Here is a 22476-nt window from a genome sequence, read left to right as displayed (position 1 = left end):
CCTTGATGACGTAATTTCTGCCTCGGAGGTATTTAAACAATGAATAAAATCCTGTTAGTTGATGATGACCGGGAGCTCACCTCCCTGTTAAAAGAGCTGCTCGATATGGAAGGTTTTAACGTGCTGGTGGCCCATGATGGGGAACAGGCGCTGGCCCTTCTGGACGACAGCGTTGATTTATTGCTGCTCGACGTGATGATGCCGAAGAAAAACGGTATCGATACGCTGAAAGAGCTGCGTCAGACACACCAGACTCCGGTTATCATGCTAACAGCGCGCGGAAGCGAGCTGGATCGCGTTCTCGGCCTCGAGCTGGGCGCGGATGACTATTTGCCTAAGCCATTCAACGATCGCGAGCTGGTGGCCCGTATACGCGCGATTCTGCGCCGTTCCCACTGGAGCGAGCAGCAGCAGACGACCGAAGCCGGCTCACCAACCCTGGAAGTGGATGCCTTAAGCCTCAATCCGGGCCGCCAGGAAGCCAATTTCGATGGCCAGACGCTGGAGCTCACCGGCACCGAGTTCACCCTGCTCTATCTGTTAGCGCAGCATCTCGGTCAGGTAGTCTCCCGTGAGCATTTAAGCCAGGAAGTGTTAGGCAAGCGCCTGACGCCGTTCGACCGCGCCATTGATATGCATATTTCCAACCTGCGGCGTAAGCTGCCGGAGCGCAAAGATGGCCATCCGTGGTTTAAAACGCTGCGTGGCCGCGGGTATCTGATGGTTTCCGCTTCATGATTGGAAGTTTGACTGCACGCATCTTCGCCATCTTCTGGCTCACGCTGGCGCTGGTGTTGATGCTGGTGCTGATGTTGCCCAAACTGGATTCCCGGCAGATGACCGAGCTGCTGGAAAGCGAGCAGCGTCAGGGCATCATGATCGAGCAGCACGTCGAGGCCGAGCTGGCCAACGATCCGCCAAACGACCTGATGTGGTGGCGTCGTTTGTTTCGCGCCATCGATAAATGGGCGCCTCCGGGACAACGCCTGCTGCTGGTGACCAGCGAAGGCCGCGTGATCGGCGCAGAACGCAACGAGATGCAGATCATTCGTAACTTTATCGGCCAGGCCGATAACGCCGATCATCCGCAGAAAAAACGCTATGGCCGCCTGGAAATGGTGGGCCCGTTTTCCGTCCGGGACGGGGAGGATAACTATCAGCTCTATCTGATTCGTCCCGCCAGCACCTCACAATCCGACTTTATCAACCTGCTGTTTGACCGGCCGCTGCTGCTGCTGATCGTCACGATGCTGGTCAGCGCCCCGCTGCTGCTGTGGCTGGCGTGGAGCCTGGCGAAACCGGCGCGTAAGCTGAAAAATGCCGCCGATGAAGTCGCCCAGGGCAACCTGCGCCAGCATCCGGAGCTGGAAGCCGGGCCGCAGGAGTTTTTAGCCGCTGGCGCCAGTTTTAACCAGATGGTGACGGCCCTGGAGCGGATGATGACCAGCCAGCAGCGGCTGCTGTCCGATATCTCGCACGAGCTGCGCACGCCGCTTACGCGCCTGCAATTAGGTACCGCCCTGCTGCGTCGCCGCAGCGGAGAGAGTAAGGAGCTGGAGCGTATCGAAACTGAAGCGCACCGGCTGGACAGCATGATCAACGACCTGCTGGTGATGTCGCGCAATCAGGCGAAAAACGCCCTGGTCAGCGAGACGGTGAAAGCCAATCAGCTATGGAACGAAGTGTTGGACAATGCGGCGTTTGAAGCCGAGCAGATGGGGAAATCTTTCACCGTTGAGTATCCGCCGGGCCCATGGCCGCTGTACGGTAACCCCAATGCGCTGGAAAGCGCGCTGGAGAATATCGTGCGCAACGCCCTGCGCTACTCGCATACGAAAATTTCCGTCAGCTTCTCGGTGGATAAAGACGGGATTACGGTTAACGTCGATGACGACGGCCCGGGAGTCAGCCCGGAGGATCGCGAACAGATTTTCCGGCCATTCTACCGGACCGACGAGGCGCGCGACCGCGAGTCCGGCGGCACCGGCCTGGGGCTGGCGATTGTCGAAACCGCTATTCAGCAGCACCGCGGCTGGGTGAAGGCCGACGACAGCCCGCTGGGTGGTCTGCGTTTAACAATCTGGCTGCCGCTGTATAAACGAACCTGACGCCGACCCGGCCTGCGCTGTGCGGCGCTGCGCCGGGAGCATCCCCGGGAATACTTAATATGGGGGATTATTTCCCCCATAATCTCCGCGAACTATCCTCTATCTTGCCGCTTAAACGCCGTTTCTGCATCGTTCGGCTCCAGCTAACAGACAGGCCCGCTGCCGACAATAAGCGGTGGTACTGATCATCATCAAACGGCATCTGCCAGGCAATCGCCCCGGCCTCATGAACGCTGACATCACTCAGCCGGGAAACCAGCTCGAGCGGCGCATCGCTGGAAACTTGCCCTCCGGCAATCACCCGGTACAGCCAGCCGGTTTTTCCGCTGTTTTGCATCAGCTGCGCCATATCATTGATCGCAAAATGAAAGTTGAGCTTGAAGCACGGCGATCGCGGCTGGGTGACCTGGATCAGCGCCTCGCCCCAGCGAAAGATATCGCCGATATAAACGTTTTGCTCGGTAAGCCCGGTGGTGGAGAGGTTTTCGCCGAACGCCGGCGCGCAGAACCGCTCGGCCTGCTGGGGGAAGTCACGGATCCAGTCGGCATAGTGTTCGCGCGGATAATGACACAGCGCGCGGTCCGGCCCGCCGTGGATTTTCTTCTCCGCCTGCTGGTCCCCATCGAGACCGAGATCGCCGAGCTGCAATTCTCCGTCGACCTGGATTTTGTCGATCGCGCTGGGGCGACTGCCCGCGTAGTCCCTGATTTTGCCGACAAAGACATTCACCGGATAATGCATGGCTGCTCTCCTTGCTACAGATATAAAAAAAGCGAGTCATCAGACTCGCTTCTCTTTTAGCGCAATGCAACCTTATTTTTTGGCGGCAAAACGCGCTGCAGCTTCGTCCCAGTTCACTACGTCCCAGAAGGCTTTGATGTAGTCCGGGCGGCGGTTCTGGAATTTCAGGTAGTAAGCGTGTTCCCAGACGTCCAGGCCGATAATCGGGAAGCCGGAAGCGCCGGAAATGGCTTCGCCCATCAGCGGGGAATCCTGGTTGGCGGTGGAGACAACGGCCAGTTTGTCACCTTTCAGGACCAGCCACGCCCAGCCGGAGCCGAAACGGGTAGCAGCGGCTTTTTCGAATTCCGCTTTGAAGTTCTCCACGGAACCGAAATCGCGCTCGATAGCCGCTTTCAGGTCGCCCTGCAGGGTGGTACCGGTTTTCAGGCCTTTCCAGAACAGGCTGTGGTTCGCGTGGCCGCCGGCGTTGTTACGCAGTACGGTTTTTTTGTCAGCCGGCAGCTGATCCAGCTTGGTAATCAGCTCTTCAGCGGACAGGTTAGCGAACTCCGGCAGGCTTTCCAGCGCGGCGTTGGCATTGTTCACGTAGGTCTGGTGGTGTTTAGTGTGATGGATCTCCATCGTCTGCTTGTCGAAGTGCGGTTCCAGAGCATCGTAAGCGTAAGGCAGGGATGGCAGGGTATAGCTCATAATCATCTCCATTATTGTCGAGCGGCTCAAGTGTTAACGCCGCGTAAGCAGTTTGTCCATTATAGTTAATTAAATGGTATTGAAAATGCTTATCAATGCCGTATTTTTCATATGGATATAACCAGAAGAAATACCCGTCGTTTTGTGATGTAGAACAACTAATTAAGCCCATGGTTGCCAGGGTTCGCCATCCTGTGGCAACGTCCTGAAGGCGGCCAAAGCGGCCAATTTTTACACTCATCCCATCGGAAGCCGCCGTCTCCGATAAAAAAAGATGAGGATAAAATCAATGAACCACGCGATTACGATGGGTATTTTTTGGCATTTGATAGGGGCCGCCAGTGCCGCCTGTTTCTATGCCCCGTTCAAGAAAGTAAAACACTGGTCGTGGGAAACCATGTGGTCGGTCGGGGGGATCGTCTCCTGGCTGATTCTGCCCTGGGCCATCAGCGCCACGCTGTTACCCGACTTCTGGGCCTACTACCGCTCTTTTAGCGCCTCCACGCTGCTGCCGGTCTTTCTGTTCGGCGCCATGTGGGGCATTGGTAATATCAACTATGGCCTGACCATGCGCTATCTTGGCATGTCGATGGGGATTGGCATCGCCATTGGCATCACGCTGATTGTCGGCACGCTGATGACGCCGATTATTAACGGTCAGTTTGCAGTGCTGATGCGCACCCAGGGCGGTCAAATGACGCTGCTCGGCGTGCTGGTGGCGGTGATTGGCGTCGGCATCGTCACCCGCGCAGGCCAGCTGAAAGAGCGCAAAATGGGCATCAAAGCCGAAGAGTTCAATCTGAAGAAAGGGCTTCTGCTGGCGGTAATGTGCGGTATCTTCTCCGCAGGGATGTCGTTCGCGATGAACGCCGCCAAACCGATGCATGATGCCGCCGCGGCGCTCGGCGTCGACCCGCTGTACGCAGCGCTGCCAAGCTACGTGGTGATTATGGGCGGCGGGGCGCTGGTTAACCTTGGCTTCTGCTTTATTCGTCTGGCGAAAGTGAAGAACCTGTCAGTCAAAGCCGATTTCTCGCTGGCCAAACCGCTTATCATCAGCAACCTTCTGCTCTCTGCCCTCGGCGGTCTGATGTGGTATCTCCAGTTCTTCTTCTATGCCTGGGGCCACGCCAGCATTCCGGCGCAGTATGATTATATGAGCTGGATGCTGCACATGAGTTTCTACGTGCTGTGCGGCGGTGTGGTGGGTCTGGTGCTGAAGGAGTGGAACAACGCCGGCCGTCGTCCGGTGAGCGTCCTGAGCCTCGGCTGCGTGGTGATCATCATCGCCGCCAATATCGTCGGTCTGGGAATGGCCAGTTAATCACCGGATCATCCGCCTGACAACGACGCTCTTCAGGCGGCGGCGCGACTGCGCTGCCGCCATTGCCCCGGTGACATGCCGATTTCCCGGCTAAAAACCACCGAAAAGTAGTTACTGTCCTCAAAGCCGCACTGCATGGCGATATCGCCGATTAAGCGCTCGGTATGCTGCAGCAGATACTGCGCATGGCAGATCCGCAGCTGGCGTAAATAGTGATTGATGGTCATCCCGGTTTGCTGGCGAAACTGCTGGCGAAGCGCCCGCTCGCTGCCGCCCTCCTGCTCGCAGAAACGCTCCAGAACAAAGGGGCGGCTAAGGCTGGCCGCCAGCGCGGCCAGCAGTTTGTCCAGCAGCGCTTCGCGCTGCGTCGCCGCGGGATCATCCGTCGCGTAGCGATGGCGCTGCAGCGTCAGCGCCAGCTGGGCAAAAAGCAGTTCGGCCATCGCATTTCCCTGCGCGTCGCGCCGGGCGCACTCATGCTCAAGCTGGCTAATCACCTGGCGCGCCTGCGCCATACCTGTGCTGCCCATGCGCCAGTGGGGCTTCCACGGCGTGCCGAAGAGGCCAGGGATCGCCCCGGCCCAGTCAAAATTGAGCTGCAGCCGCTCCGGGCAATAGATGATGTTCTGCAGAACCAGATCGTTAACGGAAGCATAGGAGTGTTTATCTTCGGCGCGAATGTAGAACAGATCGCCGCGGGTAATGCGCCAGGGGCGATCGTTAAGGACGTGCAGCCCGTTGCCTCGCCACACCAGCACCAGCTCGCAGAACTCATGGGTATGTTCGGCAAAGACATTTTGCGGGTAGCGGTCTGCCACCGCCACTGCCTGTGTGGCGGAAGGGAAAAACTCCTCTTTACGTAAAATCAGACCGGCCACGGCTCACACTCCAAACGCGGATAACGGCGCATTATTCGCGTTTTTAGTCTGCAATACGTTGACTCTTCTCGCGTTACTGAAGAATGGCGTCGCGCCCCTGACGGATATCGCGCGGCGACCAGTCGAACTCCCGGCGAAAAAGCGTCGAAAAGTGGTTACTGTCGCCGAAGCCGCAGCGATAAGCGATATCAGTCACGCTTTCATCGCTGTGGCGCAGCAGGTGGCGGGCTTTCATCAGGCGCACCCGATTAAGATAGCGCTGTGGCGTCAGACCGGTCTGCTGCTTCAGCTGGCGGTGCAGCGTACGCAGCGACAGCGAAAACTGCGCCGCCACCTCCTCCCAGCAGATCTCCTGCGCAAAATGGTCTTCGAGCCAGGCCAACAGCTGATTCAGCCGCGCATCGTTGTTGGTGGCCTCTTCCGCAAGGCTGCTCTTACGTAACAGCACCAGCAGCTGCATAAACAGGATCTCACGGCTGGCGACGGCATGAGTATCCGTATCGCTCCCCACGGCCTCGATCTGCGCCACGATATGCCGCACCTGTTGCAGGACGGTTTGATTCACCCGCCAGTGCGAGGGGTAGTTTCCTTCCTGTTCCTGGGGCAGTAGTTGACTGACCCCGGCGAGAAAGCGAAACGCATCCGGCGCGCGATAGAGCACATTGGTCAGACACAGATTATCCGTGTGCTCGTAAAGATGGCGGTCGTGATCGCGGATAAAACAGACCGAACCGCCGCCAATGGTATAGGGCTGGCCATTGAAGACGTGAATACCCGATCCCTGCTCCACGATAACTATTTCATGAAAATCATGGTGATGCTCCGGAAAGGCCGACTGAGGGAGGCGGGGTTCAATAGCCACCGTCGAGATCCCGGCCTTAAAGAAATCCGTACTGTGCAATATGGTCATGATGCCACCCTCGTAATGAGAAAAATTATCAGTCACCGGCTGATAGTAATGAAGGGTTGGCTATCCGGCCTTCAATTTTTGACCGCGAAATTCGTAAATCCTGCCGCTTTTTCAAGAATCAGCCGGAAAGATGCGGAACTGCGGAGGCCATCACATCCCCCTCGCCATCCCCTAAAACCGCAAACTGTGATGTCCCTCACGGTCACCTTTGCTTTCTTGCCAGCGGCCAGTTTTGGCTGTCCGTAGCGAGAAGGTGTCAGTAAACGGCCTTTTTTAGACTGCGGACAATGATTTTAAGAAGGATCGTTTCATGAGTATTCGTCATTGTGTCGCTGTCGATTTAGGCGCCTCCAGCGGGCGGGTGATGCTCGCCAGCTATCAGCCCGGGCCGCGCGCCCTGACGCTGCGCGAAATTCATCGCTTCACCAATAGTCTGCAGAAAGTAGACGGCTTCGACTGCTGGGATGTAGATAGCCTGGAAGGCGAGATCCGCCGCGGGCTGGAGAAAGTGTGTGAGCAGGGCATTCTGATAGACAGTATCGGCATCGATACCTGGGGGGTAGATTATGTCCTGCTGGATAAGCAGGGCCAGCGCGTCGGGCTGCCGATCTCCTATCGTGACGACCGCACCCAGGGCCTGCTGCGTCACGCTGAAGCGCAGCTGGGCCGGGCGGAAATCTATCGCCGCAGCGGCATTCAGTTTTTGCCGTTTAACACGCTTTATCAGCTGCGCGCGCTGGTGGAGCAGCAGCCGGAGCTGGTCAGTCAGGCTGCCCATGCCCTGCTGATCCCCGACTATTTCAGCTTCCGCCTGACCGGCAATCTGAACTGGGAATATACCAACGCCACCACCACCCAGCTGGTCAATATTAACAGCGATAGCTGGGATGAGACGCTGCTGAACTGGACCGGCGCGCCGTTGGCGTGGTTCGGAAAGCCGACCCACCCCGGCAATGTGATAGGCCACTGGATCTGCCCGCAGGGTAACCGAATTCCGGTAGTCGCTGTCGCCAGCCACGACACCGCCAGCGCGGTGATCGCCTCCCCGCTGGCCGACCGCCATGCCGCCTATCTCTCCTCCGGCACCTGGTCGCTGATGGGGTTTGAAAGCCTGACGCCGTACACCTGCGACGCGGCGCTGCAGGCCAATATCACCAACGAAGGCGGAGCCGAAGGCCGCTATCGGGTGCTGAAAAATATCATGGGCCTGTGGCTGCTGCAGCGGGTGCTAAAAGAGCAAAACGTCAGCGACCTGCAGGGGCTGATCGCCCGCACCGCCGCGCTACCGGCGTGCCGCTTCATAATTGACTGCAACGATGACCGCTTTATCAACCCGGCCAGTATGAGCGCCGAGATCCAGGCCGCCTGTCGCGACGCCGGGCAGCCGGTTCCTGAAAGCGATGCCGAACTGGCGCGCTGCATTTTCGACAGCCTGGCGCTGCTCTACGCCCGGGTGCTTAACGAGCTGGCGGCGCTGCGCGGCCACCCTTTCAGCCAGCTGCATATCGTCGGCGGCGGCTGTCAGAACACGCTGCTCAACCAGCTGTGCGCTGACGCCTGCGGGATCGTCGTCGTGGCCGGCCCGATAGAGGCCTCCACCCTCGGCAATATCGGCATCCAGTTAATGACCCTCGACGAGCTGGCCAATGTCGATGAGTTTCGTCAGGTAGTGCGCGGCAACGCGGCGCTCACCACTTTTACCCCCAATCCTGATAGTGAAATTGCCCGTTTCGTGGCGCAGTTTCAGCCACAACAGACCAAGGAGCTTTGCGCATGACCACTCAACTTGAACAAGCCTGGGAAATTGCTAAGCAGCGCTACGCCGCCGTCGGCGTGGATGTCGAGGAGGCCCTGCGCCAGCTGGACCGTCTGCCCGTCTCCATGCACTGCTGGCAGGGTGACGACGTCGCCGGTTTCGAAAACCCGGCGGGAAGCCTGACCGGTGGCATCCAGGCGACCGGCAACTACCCGGGCAAAGCGCGCAATGCAGAAGAACTCCGCGCCGACCTTGAGCAGGCGCTGAGCCTGATCCCGGGGCCAAAGCGTCTCAATCTGCACGCTATTTACCTGGAATCCGACGCGCCGGTAGCCCGCAATGAGATTAAGCCGGAGCACTTTAAAAACTGGGTTACGTGGGCGAAAGCCAACAAACTGGGGCTGGATTTCAACCCCTCCTGCTTCTCGCATCCGCTGAGCGCCGACGGCTTTACCCTGTCGCACGCCAACGATGAGATCCGCCAGTTCTGGATCGACCACTGCAAAGCCAGCCGCCGCGTATCCGCTTATTTTGGCGAACAGCTGGGCACGCCGTCGGTGATGAATATCTGGGTGCCGGACGGCATGAAGGATATTACCGTTGACCGCTTCGCCCCGCGCCAGCGGCTGCTGAACGCCCTTGATGAGGTGATCAGCGAGAAGCTCGACCCGGCGCACCATATCGACGCCGTGGAGAGCAAGCTGTTCGGCATCGGCGCCGAAAGCTACACCGTCGGCTCCAACGAGTTCTATATGGGTTACGCCACCAGCCGTCAGACGGCGCTGTGCCTCGATGCCGGCCACTTCCATCCGACGGAAGTGATCTCCGACAAGATCTCCGCCGCCATGCTCTACATCCCGCGCCTGCTGCTGCACGTCAGCCGCCCGGTGCGCTGGGACAGCGACCACGTGGTGCTGCTGGATGATGAAACCCAGGCCATCGCCAGCGAAATCATTCGCCATAACCTGTTTGACCGCGTGCACATCGGCCTCGACTTCTTCGATGCCTCCATCAACCGCATCGCGGCCTGGGTGATTGGCACCCGCAATATGAAAAAAGCGCTGCTGCGCGCCCTGCTGGAACCGACCGCCCAGCTGCGCCAGCTGGAGAACGACGGCGATTACACCGCCCGCCTGGCGCTGCTCGAAGAGCAAAAATCGCTGCCGTGGCAGGCCATCTGGGAGATGTACTGTCAGCGTCACGACACGCCGGCGGGCAGCCAGTGGCTGGACAGCGTACGGGCTTATGAGAATGCGGTTCTGAGCCAGCGCGGGTAATGCACGAGCTTCCCCGGGTCGCGGCTGACGCCTTACCCGGGCTACGAACCGGTAGCCCGGATAAGCCGTTTACGGCGCAATCCGGGGGCACGCACATATTTAGGGTGAGGGGGTCAACCCCGCACCGAATCAACAGGAAAGACAAGACTATGCAGACCATTATCGACGCCTGGTTCGTCCAGGGCATGATCAAAGCCACCTCCGACGCCTGGCTGAAAGGCTGGGACGAACGCAACGGCGGCAACCTGACGCTGCGTCTGGATGAAGCGGATATCGAACCTTACGCGGCGGATTTCCACGCCCAACCGCGCTATATCGCCCTCAGCCAGCCGATGCCAACCCTGGCCAACCAGCCGTTTATCGTCACCGGCTCCGGCAAATTCTTCCGTAACGTCCAGCTCGACCCGGCCGCCAACCTCGGCGTGGTGAAGGTCGACAGCGACGGCGCGGGATACCATATCCTGTGGGGCCTGACGGAGGATGCCGTCCCGACCTCCGAGCTGCCGGCACACTTCCTGTCGCACAGCGAGCGCATCAAACTGACCGGCGGCAAAGACCGGGTGATCATGCACTGCCATGCCACCAACCTGATCGCCCTGACCTATGTTCTGGAGAACCACAGCGATCTTTTCACCCGTAAGCTGTGGGAAGGTAGCACCGAATGTCTGGTGGTCTTCCCGGATGGCGTCGGCATTCTGCCGTGGATGGTGCCGGGCACCGATGAAATCGGCCAGGCGACCGCCGAAACCATGCAAAAACACTCGCTGGTGCTGTGGCCGTTCCACGGCGTCTTCGGCAGCGGCCCCACGCTGGATGAGACCTTCGGCCTGATCGATACCGCCGAGAAGTCCGCCGAAGTGCTGGTGAAAGTCTTGTCGATGGGCGGGATGAAGCAGACCATCACCCGCGACGAGCTTATCGCCCTTGGCAAACGCTTCAACGTGCAGCCGCTGCAGTCCGCTTTAGATCTTTATCCATAACAACATCGCGCCCCGCTCACCGAGACGGGGCGAAATATCACCTGCAAACCCTACAAAACTAACTCATGTGGAGTAAAAGCAATGAAAACAAAGACAAGCTTGATCCTCACCGTTGCCGCCCTGGCGTTGTCCGGTTCCGCCTTAGCCGAAGTTAAAATCGCCCTTGTGGCGAAATCGCTGGGAAATGGCTTCTTCGAAGCCGCCAACGTTGGCGCCCAACAGGCAGCCAAGGAGTTAGGTGATGTCAAAGTGATCTACACCGGCCCGACCACTACCACCGCCGAGGCGCAGATCGACGTGCTGAACGGGTTGATCGCCCAGGGGGTGGATGCGATCGCCATTTCCGCCAACGATCCGGACGCGGTGGTGCCGGTGCTGAAAAAAGCGATGCAGCGCGGCATCAAGGTGGTCTCATGGGACTCCGGCGTGGCGCCGGCAGGCCGTCAGATCCATCTTAACCCCTCAAATAACGCCTTAATTGGCGAAACCAACGTCAAGCTTGCCGCCGATGCGCTGCAGGCGCTGAACGTTGAGAAAGGCGAGGTGGCCGTGTTAAGCGCCACCCCAACCTCCACGAACCAGAACATCTGGATTGAGGAGATGAAAAAGGTGCTACCGCAGTATCCGTCGGTGCAGCTGGTCACCGTCGCCTACGGTGACGATCTGTCGGATAAAAGCTACCGCGAAGCGGTGGGTCTGCTGAAATCATATCCGGACCTGAAAGTCATTGTCTCGCCGTCGTCGGTGGGGATTGTTGCCGCCGCGCAGGCGGTGAAGGACCAGGGCAAAATCGGCAAAGTGTATGTCACCGGGCTGGGGCTGCCGTCGGAAATGGCCGGCGCGATCAAATCCGGCGCCAGCAAAAGCTTCGCCATCTGGAACCCGATTGACCTGGGCTACGCCGCCACCTATCTGGCCGACGATTTAGTCAAAGGCACGGCGACCAAAACCGAAGCCAGTATGGGCAAGCTGGGCAAAGTGAAGCTGGACGCCGAGGGGAATGGCGCGATGGCCAAGCCGTTTGTCTACGATGCGAGCAACATCGATAAGTTCTCGAAAATTTTCTAATCCTTGTTCCCTCACCCCGGCCCTCTCCCGGAGGGAGAGGGGGAACGGCTGGCCCTCTGCGCGATGCGGCCAGCGGACGCCGGACCGTTCCCTCGCCCCTGTGGGGGAGGGTTAGGGTGAGGGGTGATTTTTGTGGAGAACTATCATGTCAGCATCAACGCCACTGCTGTCGCTGAAGGGGATCACCAAAATTTTTCCCGGTGTGCGCGCCCTTGAGAACGTGCAGCTTGATCTCTGGCCCGGCAAAGTGACCGCCTTAATCGGCGAAAACGGCGCGGGGAAATCCACGCTGGTCAAAGTGATGACCGGTATTTATCAGCCCGAAGAGGGCGAGATCCTCTATAAAGCGATCCCCATTCATCTGCCAACGCCGGAGTCGGCGCATAAGGTAGGGATCACCGCCATTCACCAGGAAACCGTGCTGTTTGACGAACTCTCGGTCAGCGAAAACATTTTCGTCGGCCAGTATCTGTATAAGGGACTGCTGAAAACGCTCGACTGGCCGGCGATGCACCGCAGAGCCAACGAGATCCTCACCCGGCTGGAAGTCCAGATCGACCCGCGAGCCACGCTGAAAACCCTCAGCATCGCCCAGCGTCACATGGTGGCGATTGCCCGGGCGCTGGCTTTCGACGCCCAGGTGGTGATCCTCGATGAGCCGACCGCCGCGCTTTCCCAGCATGAAATCCTCGAGTTTTATCACATCGTTGAGCGTCTGAAGCAGGACGGCAAAGCGATCCTGTTTATCTCGCATAAGTTCGATGAAATCTTCGAGCTGGCCGATTATTACACCATCCTGCGCGATGGGGTGTACGTCAGCTCCGGGGCGATAAGCGACATCACCGAAGAGCGGATGGTGTCGATGATGGTGGGCCGGGCGATCAGCCAAACCTACCCGAAAGTCGACTGCACACCCGGAGAAACGGTGCTGGAGGTGACCGATCTCTGTCATCCTACCGAGTTTGCCCATATCAGCTTCCGCCTGCGCAAGGGAGAAATTCTCGGCTTTTACGGCCTGGTGGGCGCCGGACGCACCGAGCTGATGCAGGCGCTCTCCGGTGTCTCGCGCCCCTCCTCCGGCGAGATCCGCCTGAACGGCAGAACCATGCGCTTTCACCAGCCCGCCGACGCCATCCGCGCGGGCATCGTCTGCGTGCCGGAAGAGCGGCAGAAACAGGGAGCGATCATCGCCCTGCCTATCGCCCAGAACATCAGTTTACCGCAGCTCAGCAAGCTCAACCCTAACGGCGTCCTGAACGACGCCCGGGAATGGCGGCTGGCCGACGAGTACGCCTCGCGCCTGCAGGTAAAAGCCTTCAGCTGGCGGCAGCCGGTGGAGACCCTCTCCGGCGGCAACCAGCAGAAAGTGGTGATTGGCAAATGGCTGGCGACCCAGCCCGAGGTGATCATTCTCGATGAGCCGACCAAAGGCATCGATATCGGCTCAAAGGCCGCCGTGCATCAGTTTATGTCCGAGCTGGTCAGCCAGGGGCTGGCGGTGATTATGGTGTCGTCAGAGCTGCCGGAAGTGATGGGCATGGCCGACCGGATTATCGTAATGCACGAAGGGCTGATGGTCGCCGAGTACCGGGCCGGGGAAGCGACGGCGGAAACCATCGTTAGCGCCGCCAGCGGCATCGGCCAGGAGGCGGCATGATGGGACACGCATGGCTGAAACATCGCGAAGCGCTGCTGGCGGTGGTCATTATTTTGATGATCGGCGCCATCGGCAGCCGGGCGCCGTCGTTCGTTTCACCGGGCAATCTGGTGGAGATGTTTAACGATACCGCCATCCTTATCATCCTCGCCCTCGGGCAGATGATGGTGTTGCTCACCAAAGGCATTGATCTGTCGATGGCCGCCAACCTGGCGCTGACCGGGATGATCGTCGCCCTGATTAACGCCCACTATCCGGGTATTCCGGTGGTGGCGCTGCTGGCGCTGGCGACTCTGCTGGGCCTGCTGATGGGAGTAATTAACGGCCTGCTGGTCTGGCGCCTCGGCATTCCCGCCATTGTGGTGACCCTGGGCACCATGAGCATTTATCGCGGCATTATCTTCCTGCTGACTGACGGCGGCTGGGTTAACTCACATCAGATGAGCGCTGATTTTCTCAGTCTGCCGCGCAGCCCCCTCCTGGGGCTGCCGCTACTGAGCTGGTGCGCCATCGCCGCGCTGCTGCTGGTGGGTTATTTCCTGCGCTACAGCCGCACCGGCCGGGCCTTATACACCGCGGGCGGCAATGCGACGGCGGCATACTACACCGGCATTAACGCCGGGAAAATGCAGTTCGTCAGCTTCTGTCTCTCCGGCGCGCTGGCCGGCTTCTGCGGCTATCTGTGGATCTCGCGCTTCGCCGTCGCCTATGTCGACGTCGCCAACGGTTTTGAACTCCAGGTGGTCGCCGCCTGCGTGATCGGCGGTATCAGCACCATGGGCGGAAGCGGACGGGTGCTGGGCTGCCTGTGCGGCGCGCTGTTCCTCGGGGTCATCAATAACGCCCTGCCGGTGATCGGCATCTCGCCCTTCTGGCAAATGGCGATTTCCGGGGCGGTGATCGTCATGGCGGTGCTGCTCAACGAGCGCGGCAATCGCGGTCACGGGCGGTTAATCCTGCGCAACGCGGCGTTAGCCCGACAGAAACAGGCGGTGAAATCATGAGCAAAATGATGGTATCTGAAGAGATGAAAAACGCCCCGGCCGCGCCGTCGCCGCTGCGCCGCCTGCTGTGCTGGGAAGGGTTTTTACTGGCGATCACCCTGGCGGTATTTATCGGCAACGCCGTGGCTTCCCCGTACTTCCTCAATATCTGGAACCTGTCGGACGCCACCTTTACCTTTACCGAGAAGGCGATCGTCGTCCTGCCGATGGCGATGCTGATTATCGCCCGGGAAATCGATCTGTCGGTAGCCTCGACGATGGCGCTCAGCTCAACGGTGATGGGCTTCTGCGCGGCAGCGGGGATGGACACTCCGCTGCTGGTGGTCATCGGCCTGAGCGTAGGTCTGCTGTGCGGCCTGTTCAACGGCTTGCTGGTGACCCGCTTTAACCTGTCGTCCATTGTGATCACCATCGGCACCATGAGCCTGTATCGCGGCATCACCTATATCCTGCTGGGCGATCAGGCACTCAATCACTATCCGGAGAGCTTTGCCTGGTTCGGCCAGGGGTACGTGTGGGGGGCGCTCTCTTTTGAGTTTGCGCTGTTTATCCTCCTCGCGGCCGCCTTCACCTTCCTGCTGCATAAAACCAACTTTGGTCGCCGGACCTACGCCATCGGCAATAACCCGACCGGCGCCTGGTTCTCTGGGATCAACGTTAAGCGTCATAACCTGGTGCTGTTCGCGCTGGTCGGGCTGATGGCCGGGCTGGCGGCGGTCCTGCTGACCTCACGGCTCGGCAGTACCCGCCCCACCCTGGCGATGGGTTGGGAGCTGGCGGTTGTCACCATGGCGGTGCTCGGCGGCGTCAATATTCTCGGCGGCTCCGGCAGCATGCCCGGGGTGATCATTGCCGCCTTTCTGATGGGGCTGGTGACCTTCGGCCTGAGCCTGCTGAACGTCCCCGGCATCGTGATGTCGGTGATTATCGGCGCCATGCTGATCGTGGTGATCTCCCTGCCGATTATTACCCGGCGGATGATGCAGCGAAGACGATGTTAATTTCCCCCTCACCCTGGCCCCCTCCCTGCGGGAGAAGGTCGGGGTGAGGGGAAACGGATTTCCCAAAATCAACATTAAGGAGAATTATCATGAGTTTTATGTTGGCACTACCTAAAATCAGCCTCCACGGCGCAGGCGCGATCGGTGATATGGTCAAGCTGGTAGCGGGCAAACAGTGGGGCAAGGCGCTGATCGTCACCGACGGTCAGCTGGTGAAGCTGGGCCTGCTGAACAGCCTGTTCGCCGCGCTGGATGAACAGCAGATGGCTTATCAGCTATTTGACGAGGTATTCCCCAACCCCACCGAAGCGCTGGTGCAGCAAGGCTATGCGGCTTACCAGGCGGCCCGCTGCGATTACCTGATCGCCTTCGGCGGCGGTAGCCCGATTGATACCGCCAAAGCGATAAAAATCCTCACCGCCAACCCAGGCCCCTCCACCGCCTACTCCGGCGTCGGCAAAGTGAAAAACGCTGGCGTGCCGCTGGTGGCCATCAACACCACCGCCGGCACGGCGGCGGAGATGACCAGCAACGCGGTAATTATCGATAGCGAGCGGCAGGTGAAAGAGGTGATTATCGACCCGAACCTGATCCCGGATATCGCCGTCGACGACGCCAGCGTGATGCTCGACATTCCGCCAGCCGTTACCGCCGCCACCGGCATGGATGCCCTGACCCACGCCATCGAGGCCTTTGTCTCCGTTGGCGCCCATCCCCTGACCGACGCCAACGCCCTCGAAGCCATCCGCCTGATTAACCTGTGGCTGCCGAAAGCGGTAGACGATGGACACGATCTGCAGGCCCGCGAGCAGATGGCCTTTGGCCAGTATCTGGCGGGCATGGCGTTCAACAGCGCCGGCCTCGGGCTGGTACATGCCCTGGCCCATCAGCCTGGCGCCACCCACAACCTGCCGCACGGGGTATGCAACGCCATCCTGCTGCCGATCATCGAAAACTTTAACCGCCCGAACGCGGTGGCGCGCTTTGCCCGCGTGGCGCAGGCGATGGGCGTCGATACTCGCGGCATGAGCGATGAAGCTGCCAGCATGGAGGCCATCAATGCCATCCGCACGCTGAGCAAACGCGTAGGGATCCCCCAGGGTTTCAGCCAGCTTGGCGTCAGCAAAGCCGATATCGAAGGCTGGCTGGATAAAGCGCTGGCCGACCCATGCGCGCCGTGTAACCCGCGCCTCGCCAGCCGCGATGAGGTTCGCGAGCTCTATCTGGAGGCCTTATGATCCGTAAAGCCTTCGTCATGCAGGTGAACCCCGACGCGCACGAGGAGTACCAGCGCCGCCATAACCCCATCTGGCCAGAGCTGGAAGCAGTGCTGAAAGCGCACGGCGCGCACCACTACGCCATCTATCTCGATAAAGAACGCCATCTCCTGTTCGCGACGGTGGAGATTGAATCGGAAGCCCGCTGGGAAGCGGTCGCCAGCACGGAAGTATGCCAGCGTTGGTGGAAATACATGCGCGAGGTGATGCCCAGCAACCCGGACAACAGCCCGCTGAGCGCGGAGCTCAAAGAAGTGTTTTATCTGGCGTAAAAATAACTGGCCTCCCTCCAGACGGGAGGCCGGTCGATTAAACGGTCATTGCATTATCGCGCAGCGGCTCGGTTTTCGTCTTACCCGCTAACGTAAACGCGGATATTAAGGTGACGGTCAGGGCAATACCACCGAGGATCATGTAGGTATCCTGAAAGCCGATCCGATCGTACATATTGCCGGCGAAAGCGGAGAGAAAGATCGCCGCCACCTGCTTGGCGAACTGGAAGCCCACCAGATAAATGGTCGCCGACAGCCGGACGTCAAACACGCCGGTGATGTATTTAAAGGCGCCCACCAGCAGGAACGGCACCTCCAGCGCATGGAGCATTTTCAACGCTACGACTTCCGCGGCGGTGGTGGCGAAGGAAGAGCCAATCATTCTTGCCGCCATCACCATCCCGGCGATCAGCAGGGTATTCTTCGCTCCGATACGGTTAATAATCCACGGCGAGCTGAACATAATGATGGCGTTACATATTTCTCCCGCGGTGGTGGCGAAACCAAAGGCGCGGGTGCCCGCTTCCGGGGTCGCGAAGAACGATTTGAAGAAGGTGGCGAACTGCTGATCGAAAACGTCATACACGCAGGCCACGCCGATAACATACAGAATAAACATCCACATCTTACGCTGGCGGAACATGCGCACCGCCGTTTTTAAATCGATCGCCGGGCGATTGGCGCCGAGCGAGTCCATTACCTGCGCGGACTGACTGGCCTGCGGTTTGGCGATGGCCACCAGCACCACCAGCAGCAGCGCGGCGGCCGACCCCATCCAGAACACCCATTCGGGATTAATGCTGAACAGCATTCCGGCGGTGGTCGCGCACAGCGCCCATCCCAGGCAGCCAAAGGTGCGCGCCTTACCGTATTCAAACCCGCTGTTGCGGCTTACCCGTTCGATATAGGCCTCCATCGCGCCGGCGCCTGCGGAGAATACAAAGCCGATATAGGCGCCGCCGCTCAGCGCCCCGAGCCAGATATTGGTTTTCAGCAGCGGAGCGAAAACATAAAGGAAGAAGGGAGCAATCAGCACCAGCAGAACGGTCACGATCCACATCAGGTATTTTTTCAGCCCCAGCTTGTCAGAGATCACTCCGAGGATCGGCTGGAAACAGATGGCGAACAGCGACAGGCTGGAGAAAACGAGGCCGGTTTCGGTTTTATTCAGGCCAATGACGTCCGACAGCCAGATCGGCAGAAACGGAAAGCAGGTGGCCATGATGAAGAAGTAGAGAAAGAAGAACAGCCCGAAAATCAAGAAGTTGGGGTTGTTTTTGTGGGTACAGACGGTCGGGTTCATTATATTTTCCTCAAGAAGGGCCGCAGCGCGGCCCGATACCATCACACGCGTTGCAGACCAATCAGAATGGCGCTTTCCGGGTCGAGGATGGGTAGCGCCAGCCCCGCCTGCTGCAGCCACTCACCGCTCACCGTCTGCGGCGTCGTCATCCATGCCGGCAGCTTCCGCATGGTGTGGCCGCCCTCGCCGGTGATCTGAATGTTCGGATGATCGAGGAGCGTCACCTGATAGCGGGCGCTCGCCTCCAGGCCCGCCAGGCGCAGCGGCGCCATCAGGGTGTAGTCCGGCATCGCCAGCTGGCTAACGAGGAAGATCGCCTGCGCTTTATCCGGGCTGACGACGCCATGGGCAAGGGTGGTGGCGTCCGGCATATCTATTCGCCACTGCACGCCGTGATGGATCACGTCGCGCCACTGTTTATGCAGGGCCGCATATTTTCGGTATCCGGCGCGCTCTTCTTCATCGGCGCTCACCGGATCCAGCTCAAGGCCCATATGACCGAACAGCGCCGTCAGGCCGCGGAAGGCGATACTATGCTGGCGGAAGGTGGCATGACAGTGGCGATTGCCAATGTGCGCGCCCATTACCTCGGGTGGAAAGAAGTAGCTCATGCCGCGCTGGATGGTGTTGCGCTCAAGAGCGTCATTGTTGTCAGACGCCCAGAAGCGATGGCTGCGTTTGAGGACTTCATAATCGATCCGTCCGCCGCCGGAGGAGCAGGATTCAAATTCAATGTGCGGGAAACGGGCCACCAGCGTATCCAGCAGGCGGTAAAACTGGCGCGTTTGCGCGTCCGCAGCGGCGCGTCCCTGATGCCCAGGCTGCACCAGCTCGCGGTTCATATCCCACTTCACGTAGTCCACCGCATGCTCGCCCAGCAGCCAGCTCATCCGCTCCAGCAGATAATCAAACGCTTCGGGAATGTTGAGGTTCAGGACAAACTGATGGCGGCCGGTCAGCGGGGTATAGCCCGGCAGCGCCAGCACCCAGTCCGGGTGCGCCCGGTACAGATCGGAATCCGGGTTAATCATTTCCGGCTCCACCCAGATACCGAATTCCATACCCAGAGACTTCACGTGATCGATAACCGGCGTCAGGCCGTAGGGGTATTTTTTCTCATCGAGATACCAGTCGCCAAGCGCCGCCCAGTCGTCGTTGCGCCCTTTAAACCAGCCGTCATCGATAATAAAGCGCTCGACGCCCAGGGCCGCCGCTTCGTCGGCCATACGCATGATGTAGTCCGGGTCGTGGTCGAAATAGATCCCCTCCCAGGTGTTGAGATGCACCGGGCGCGGTTTGTTGCCCGGGAAACGAATAATCCGTTCGCGCAGATAACGATGGAACTGCTGGCTCATGCCGTTCAGCCCATTCGCCGAGTAGCTGGCATACAGGTACGGCGTCCACAAGGTTTCCCCTTCCGCCAGCGCCATTTCGCCCGGCAGATAGAGCGCCTCGGCCTGCAGATAGCGACGGCCATCGGTTTTCACCTCCGCCCGCAGGCGATGGTTACCGCTCCAGGCGAGATGCACGCCCCAGACTTCACCCTGCATCTCGCTAAAGGCGCGGCTGCCGGTGATCAGGGCCGGGAAATGTTCGTGAGAGGTGCGCCCGCGGCGGTTCTCCAGCACAAAGCTGTCGTGCTCCAGCGTCAGGCGATGAGGCTGAAACTCGCGGATCCAGCGGCCATGGAAAGCCATTACCTCGCGAGCGCGTTCGGCGACCGGCAGCGTGACCGCCAGGCGATCCACCTGCCATGGGCTGGCGCGCAGATTGGTCACGCCATGGCGCACGCTCAGCACGCCGCTGGCATCCAACGCGATCTCGCTCTGCAGGCGCAGGCCGGCCTGCGGATCTTCGCTGACCAGGGTCAGCGTCTGGCCCTCGTGCCGCACTTCGCTGGTGGTGAACAGCGGAGAGGCATCCAGCCCCTGACGATGGCCTTCAATGCCCGGCGCGCCAAACAGACCATGGCCCAGCTCCGCCATTAAGGTCACTGGCGAATCGACATCCAGTCTGCCGTTGGCGACCGGGCGCGTCAGGCTGTCGGCATCCTGCGGCGAAAAGTGGCTTAAATGCGGTCCCCAGTAGACAATTTCGGCGAAAGGGCGGGTTTTAATTACAATATCGGCACCGGCGCTTTGCAGGTGAATCAGCGAATCAGACATCAGACATCTCCATCACAAGGAATGTCTTACTGTTGATCCGAAACGTTTCGGATGCCAACCAAAACGTTTCGGATCCGTGATCGGCTTCAGAATTACGGGTTAAAAAGGGGTCAGATCAGGCGGTTTCACCTGGGAAAAATTCCGGCTGCCATAGCACCTGCAGCGTGGCGAGATCCTCCCCGGCGATTAAGCGACGCACCATATCGGCAATCTGCCGTCCCACGCCCTGGCGCGTGGACTGGATCACCGCGGCGACATCGGTCTCAATGATGCTGTCCTGCGGCAGCCCGTCGTACACCACCAGGGCGACGCGGTTGTCGCCGGTTAAACGCCCCAGGTGGGCGAGCGCCATCGCGGCGCCATCGCCATGGGTGTTGCAGTCGGTGATAATCGCGGTAGGCGGCTCAGGCAGACGCAGCAGCTCCAGCGTGGCCTGATAGCCGCCGCGGCGCGTCGCCGGCACGCTACGCAGCCATGCATCGGATAACCCCGCCTCGCGCAGGGCATCGAGGTAGCCGTTACGCCGTTGCAAAATAAACGCCTGATTGTTGTTCTCGCCCAGCAGAGCGATACGCTGGTGGCCCTGTTGAATCAGATGGCGGGTGGCGCGGCAGGTGCCAGCATAGTTATCGAAATCAAACCAGGCGTAGGGCTGCGCCAGGCGGCTACGGCCGAGCGCCAGAAACGGAAAGCCGGAGGCCTGCAGCTGCGCCAGCCGCGGATCGTCATCCAGAGTATGGGCCACGATTAATGCATCGACGCGACGGCCCTGCACCATGCGCATATAGCCATGTTTATCCGCCTGCTCATCATCGGCGATCAGCAACAAATCAATGTCATGGCGCGCCAGCTCATGGCTGATCTCCCCGACCATCTCGAGAAAAACGTTATTGTTGAGCGGCGCGGGGCGGACAGGGAAGACGAGACCAACGGCATCGATGGTGCCCATTTTCAGACGGCGGGCGAAAGTGTTGGGGCGATAGCCCCGGCGCTGCGCTTCAGCCTCAACCCGGGCGCGGGTCTCCTGCGACACATCGTCGTAGCCGTTCAACGCCCGGCTGACGGTCGTGACGGAGATCCCAAGTTGTTTGGCAATGGCTTTCAGCGACATAAAAATCCCTGTTTTCGCATAGGAAAGCTAGTTTCCCGCAATATGGCTATGACGTCCAGCGAGCGCGCGTCCCCCGCCGACGCGATGTCAGTTTTGCTCAGCGATCAGCAGGGCCTGCGTATCCGGCTCCAGCGCCTGAAAAACATGCTCCTGATCCGCCGGGTAGCAGATATAGTCGCCCTCGCCGAGCTCTTCCGGCGCCGACGTTAGCCCTACCCGCGCCCGCCCCTGGGTGACGATAATATGTTCCACCGAGCCTGGCGGATGCGGATGCGAAATGCGGTCGGCGCCGGGCTGGGTGAGCAGCAAATAGATGTCCCGACGCGCGCCGGGCGGACAGGCGGCCAGCAAAATGGCCTGATAGTTCGCCTGCTCTGCCACCACTTTGGTCCCCTCGCCGCGGCGGATCACCTGCGTTTTGTTCACCTGCGGCTCAAGCAGCCTGGCAAATGGAATGTCCAGCGCTACGCAGAGCGACCACAGCGTTTCCAGACTCGGGTTGCCGTTGCCGGACTCCAGTTGCGATAGCGTGGATTTTGCGATACCCGCCCGACGCGCGACTTCCGCCAGCGAAAGCCCGGTCCGCGCCCGCTCCCGCACCAGACTTTTGGCGATAACGCTGATTGGCTGTGTCATACCCGCCCCTTGTTTTTTATATCGAACAATTCGTTCGCCTTGAAAAACGATCATTATGTGTTCATTATAATGGAAATTCGTTCGATATGGCTAAGTGATATGAAACAAACTCTCTCCAGTCTCAGCGGAGACACGATAAAAGCGATTGTTTTGGTCTGCCTTGCCGTCGGGGTGGTGGGCATGTCCTATGGGTCGCTGGCGGTGGCTTACGGCTTCCCTTTATGGGTGCCGCTCTTGCTTTCGGTGTCGGTGCTGGCAGGCGCTTCTGAATTCATGTTTATCGGCATTGTCGCCAGCGGCGGTAGTCCGCTGGC

At 59.6% G+C, this 22476-nt stretch carries 21 protein-coding genes; 13 read left to right on the top strand and 8 right to left on the bottom strand.

All coding sequences use genetic code 11. The features are described 5' to 3' along the window. The first annotated feature begins 39 nt into the window (after positions 1-39). Positions 40-738 (top strand): envelope stress response regulator transcription factor CpxR, encoded by a 699-nt coding sequence (gene cpxR, locus BHE81_RS23215; protein WP_002882901.1) that lies wholly within the window; start codon positions 40-42, stop codon positions 736-738. Further along, positions 735-2108, top strand: a complete 1374-nt coding sequence (cpxA, locus tag BHE81_RS23210) for an envelope stress sensor histidine kinase CpxA (RefSeq protein WP_002882898.1) — start codon at positions 735-737, stop codon at positions 2106-2108. Before cpxR ends, cpxA begins: the two co-directional genes overlap by 4 nt. Before the next feature lie 67 nt (positions 2109-2175). On the opposite strand, the gene yiiM is transcribed toward cpxA, so the two are convergent. After that, positions 2176-2850 (bottom strand): 6-hydroxyaminopurine reductase, encoded by a 675-nt coding sequence (gene yiiM / locus BHE81_RS23205; RefSeq protein WP_002882896.1) that lies wholly within the window; start codon positions 2848-2850, stop codon positions 2176-2178. 72 nt (positions 2851-2922) lie between these two features. Continuing rightward, positions 2923-3543: a superoxide dismutase [Mn] gene (gene sodA, locus BHE81_RS23200; protein ID WP_002882894.1), complete on the bottom strand. Its 621-nt coding sequence runs from the start codon at positions 3541-3543 to the stop codon at positions 2923-2925. Positions 3544-3832: 289 nt separating this feature from the next. Here sodA and rhaT point away from each other — a divergent pair, with 289 nt between their 5' ends. Next, entirely contained in the window at positions 3833-4867 is a 1035-nt protein-coding gene (rhaT, locus tag BHE81_RS23195; protein WP_020953285.1) for an L-rhamnose/proton symporter RhaT, read from the top strand. 32 nt (positions 4868-4899) lie between these two features. Here the strand turns inward: rhaT and rhaR are convergent, their stop codons facing one another. Then, on the bottom strand, positions 4900-5745 hold the full coding sequence (gene rhaR, locus BHE81_RS23190) for an HTH-type transcriptional activator RhaR (protein ID WP_002882891.1): 846 nt from the start codon (positions 5743-5745) through the stop codon (positions 4900-4902). Positions 5746-5818: 73 nt separating this feature from the next. Next, the gene (rhaS, locus tag BHE81_RS23185) at positions 5819-6655 is read right to left on the bottom strand and encodes an HTH-type transcriptional activator RhaS (protein ID WP_002882888.1); all 837 of its coding nucleotides are present in this window, start codon (positions 6653-6655) and stop codon (positions 5819-5821) included. Between the two features lie 310 nt (positions 6656-6965). Between rhaS (BHE81_RS23185) and rhaB the strand changes: the two genes are divergently transcribed. The 9 genes from rhaB to rhaM all read left to right on the top strand — a co-directional run bounded on the left by rhaB (position 6966) and on the right by rhaM (position 16947). Then, the gene (gene rhaB / locus BHE81_RS23175; protein ID WP_004187190.1) at positions 6966-8432 is read left to right on the top strand and encodes a rhamnulokinase; all 1467 of its coding nucleotides are present in this window, start codon (positions 6966-6968) and stop codon (positions 8430-8432) included. Then, positions 8429-9688 carry an L-rhamnose isomerase gene (gene rhaA / locus BHE81_RS23170; RefSeq protein WP_004150375.1) on the top strand — a complete coding sequence of 420 codons (1260 nt, stop codon included), beginning with the start codon at positions 8429-8431 and terminating at the stop codon, positions 9686-9688. Before rhaB ends, rhaA begins: the two co-directional genes overlap by 4 nt. Positions 9689-9837: 149 nt before the next feature. After that, a complete protein-coding gene (gene rhaD, locus BHE81_RS23165; RefSeq protein WP_004187188.1) occupies positions 9838-10668 on the top strand; it encodes a rhamnulose-1-phosphate aldolase in 831 nt (276 codons plus the stop codon). 81 nt (positions 10669-10749) lie between these two features. After that, positions 10750-11736 carry a rhamnose ABC transporter substrate-binding protein gene (gene rhaS, locus BHE81_RS23160; protein ID WP_002882880.1) on the top strand — a complete coding sequence of 329 codons (987 nt, stop codon included), beginning with the start codon at positions 10750-10752 and terminating at the stop codon, positions 11734-11736. A 145-nt stretch (positions 11737-11881) separates the two neighbouring features. Then, on the top strand, positions 11882-13393 hold the full coding sequence (locus BHE81_RS23155) for a sugar ABC transporter ATP-binding protein (protein WP_004150373.1): 1512 nt from the start codon (positions 11882-11884) through the stop codon (positions 13391-13393). After that, positions 13390-14397: an ABC transporter permease gene (locus BHE81_RS23150; protein ID WP_004181621.1), complete on the top strand. Its 1008-nt coding sequence runs from the start codon at positions 13390-13392 to the stop codon at positions 14395-14397. The genes BHE81_RS23155 and BHE81_RS23150 overlap by 4 nt, the downstream gene beginning before the upstream one ends. Further along, positions 14394-15398, top strand: a complete 1005-nt coding sequence (locus BHE81_RS23145) for an ABC transporter permease (RefSeq protein ID WP_023285678.1) — start codon at positions 14394-14396, stop codon at positions 15396-15398. The genes BHE81_RS23150 and BHE81_RS23145 overlap by 4 nt, the downstream gene beginning before the upstream one ends. An 89-nt stretch (positions 15399-15487) precedes the next feature. Then, a complete protein-coding gene (gene fucO / locus BHE81_RS23140; protein ID WP_023302331.1) occupies positions 15488-16636 on the top strand; it encodes a lactaldehyde reductase in 1149 nt (382 codons plus the stop codon). Continuing rightward, positions 16633-16947, top strand: a complete 315-nt coding sequence (rhaM, locus tag BHE81_RS23135; RefSeq protein ID WP_004181618.1) for an L-rhamnose mutarotase — start codon at positions 16633-16635, stop codon at positions 16945-16947. Before fucO ends, rhaM begins: the two co-directional genes overlap by 4 nt. Positions 16948-16984: 37 nt before the next feature. Here the strand turns inward: rhaM and BHE81_RS23130 are convergent, their stop codons facing one another. The 4 genes from BHE81_RS23130 to BHE81_RS23115 form a co-directional block, all read right to left on the bottom strand. Then, entirely contained in the window at positions 16985-18250 is a 1266-nt protein-coding gene (locus BHE81_RS23130) for an MFS transporter (RefSeq protein WP_023302330.1), read from the bottom strand. Between the two features lie 41 nt (positions 18251-18291). Beyond that, positions 18292-20415: an alpha-galactosidase gene (locus BHE81_RS23125; protein ID WP_004178018.1), complete on the bottom strand. Its 2124-nt coding sequence runs from the start codon at positions 20413-20415 to the stop codon at positions 18292-18294. A 115-nt stretch (positions 20416-20530) separates the two neighbouring features. After that, positions 20531-21526 (bottom strand): substrate-binding domain-containing protein, encoded by a 996-nt coding sequence (locus BHE81_RS23120; protein WP_004146243.1) that lies wholly within the window; start codon positions 21524-21526, stop codon positions 20531-20533. Between the two features lie 87 nt (positions 21527-21613). Then, on the bottom strand, positions 21614-22162 hold the full coding sequence (locus tag BHE81_RS23115; protein WP_002882865.1) for a helix-turn-helix domain-containing protein: 549 nt from the start codon (positions 22160-22162) through the stop codon (positions 21614-21616). Between the two features lie 99 nt (positions 22163-22261). Here BHE81_RS23115 and BHE81_RS28860 point away from each other — a divergent pair. Continuing rightward, positions 22262-22476 (top strand): AzlC family ABC transporter permease (locus tag BHE81_RS28860; protein ID WP_142989255.1); only part of this gene is annotated, 215 nt, incomplete at its 3' end.

The organism is Klebsiella sp. AqSCr (assembly GCF_008452795.1).
Taxonomy (GTDB): domain Bacteria; phylum Pseudomonadota; class Gammaproteobacteria; order Enterobacterales; family Enterobacteriaceae; genus Klebsiella; species Klebsiella pneumoniae.
Note: the sequence above shows the minus strand (reverse complement) of the source record. Positions and strands in the feature narration are given on the sequence as shown.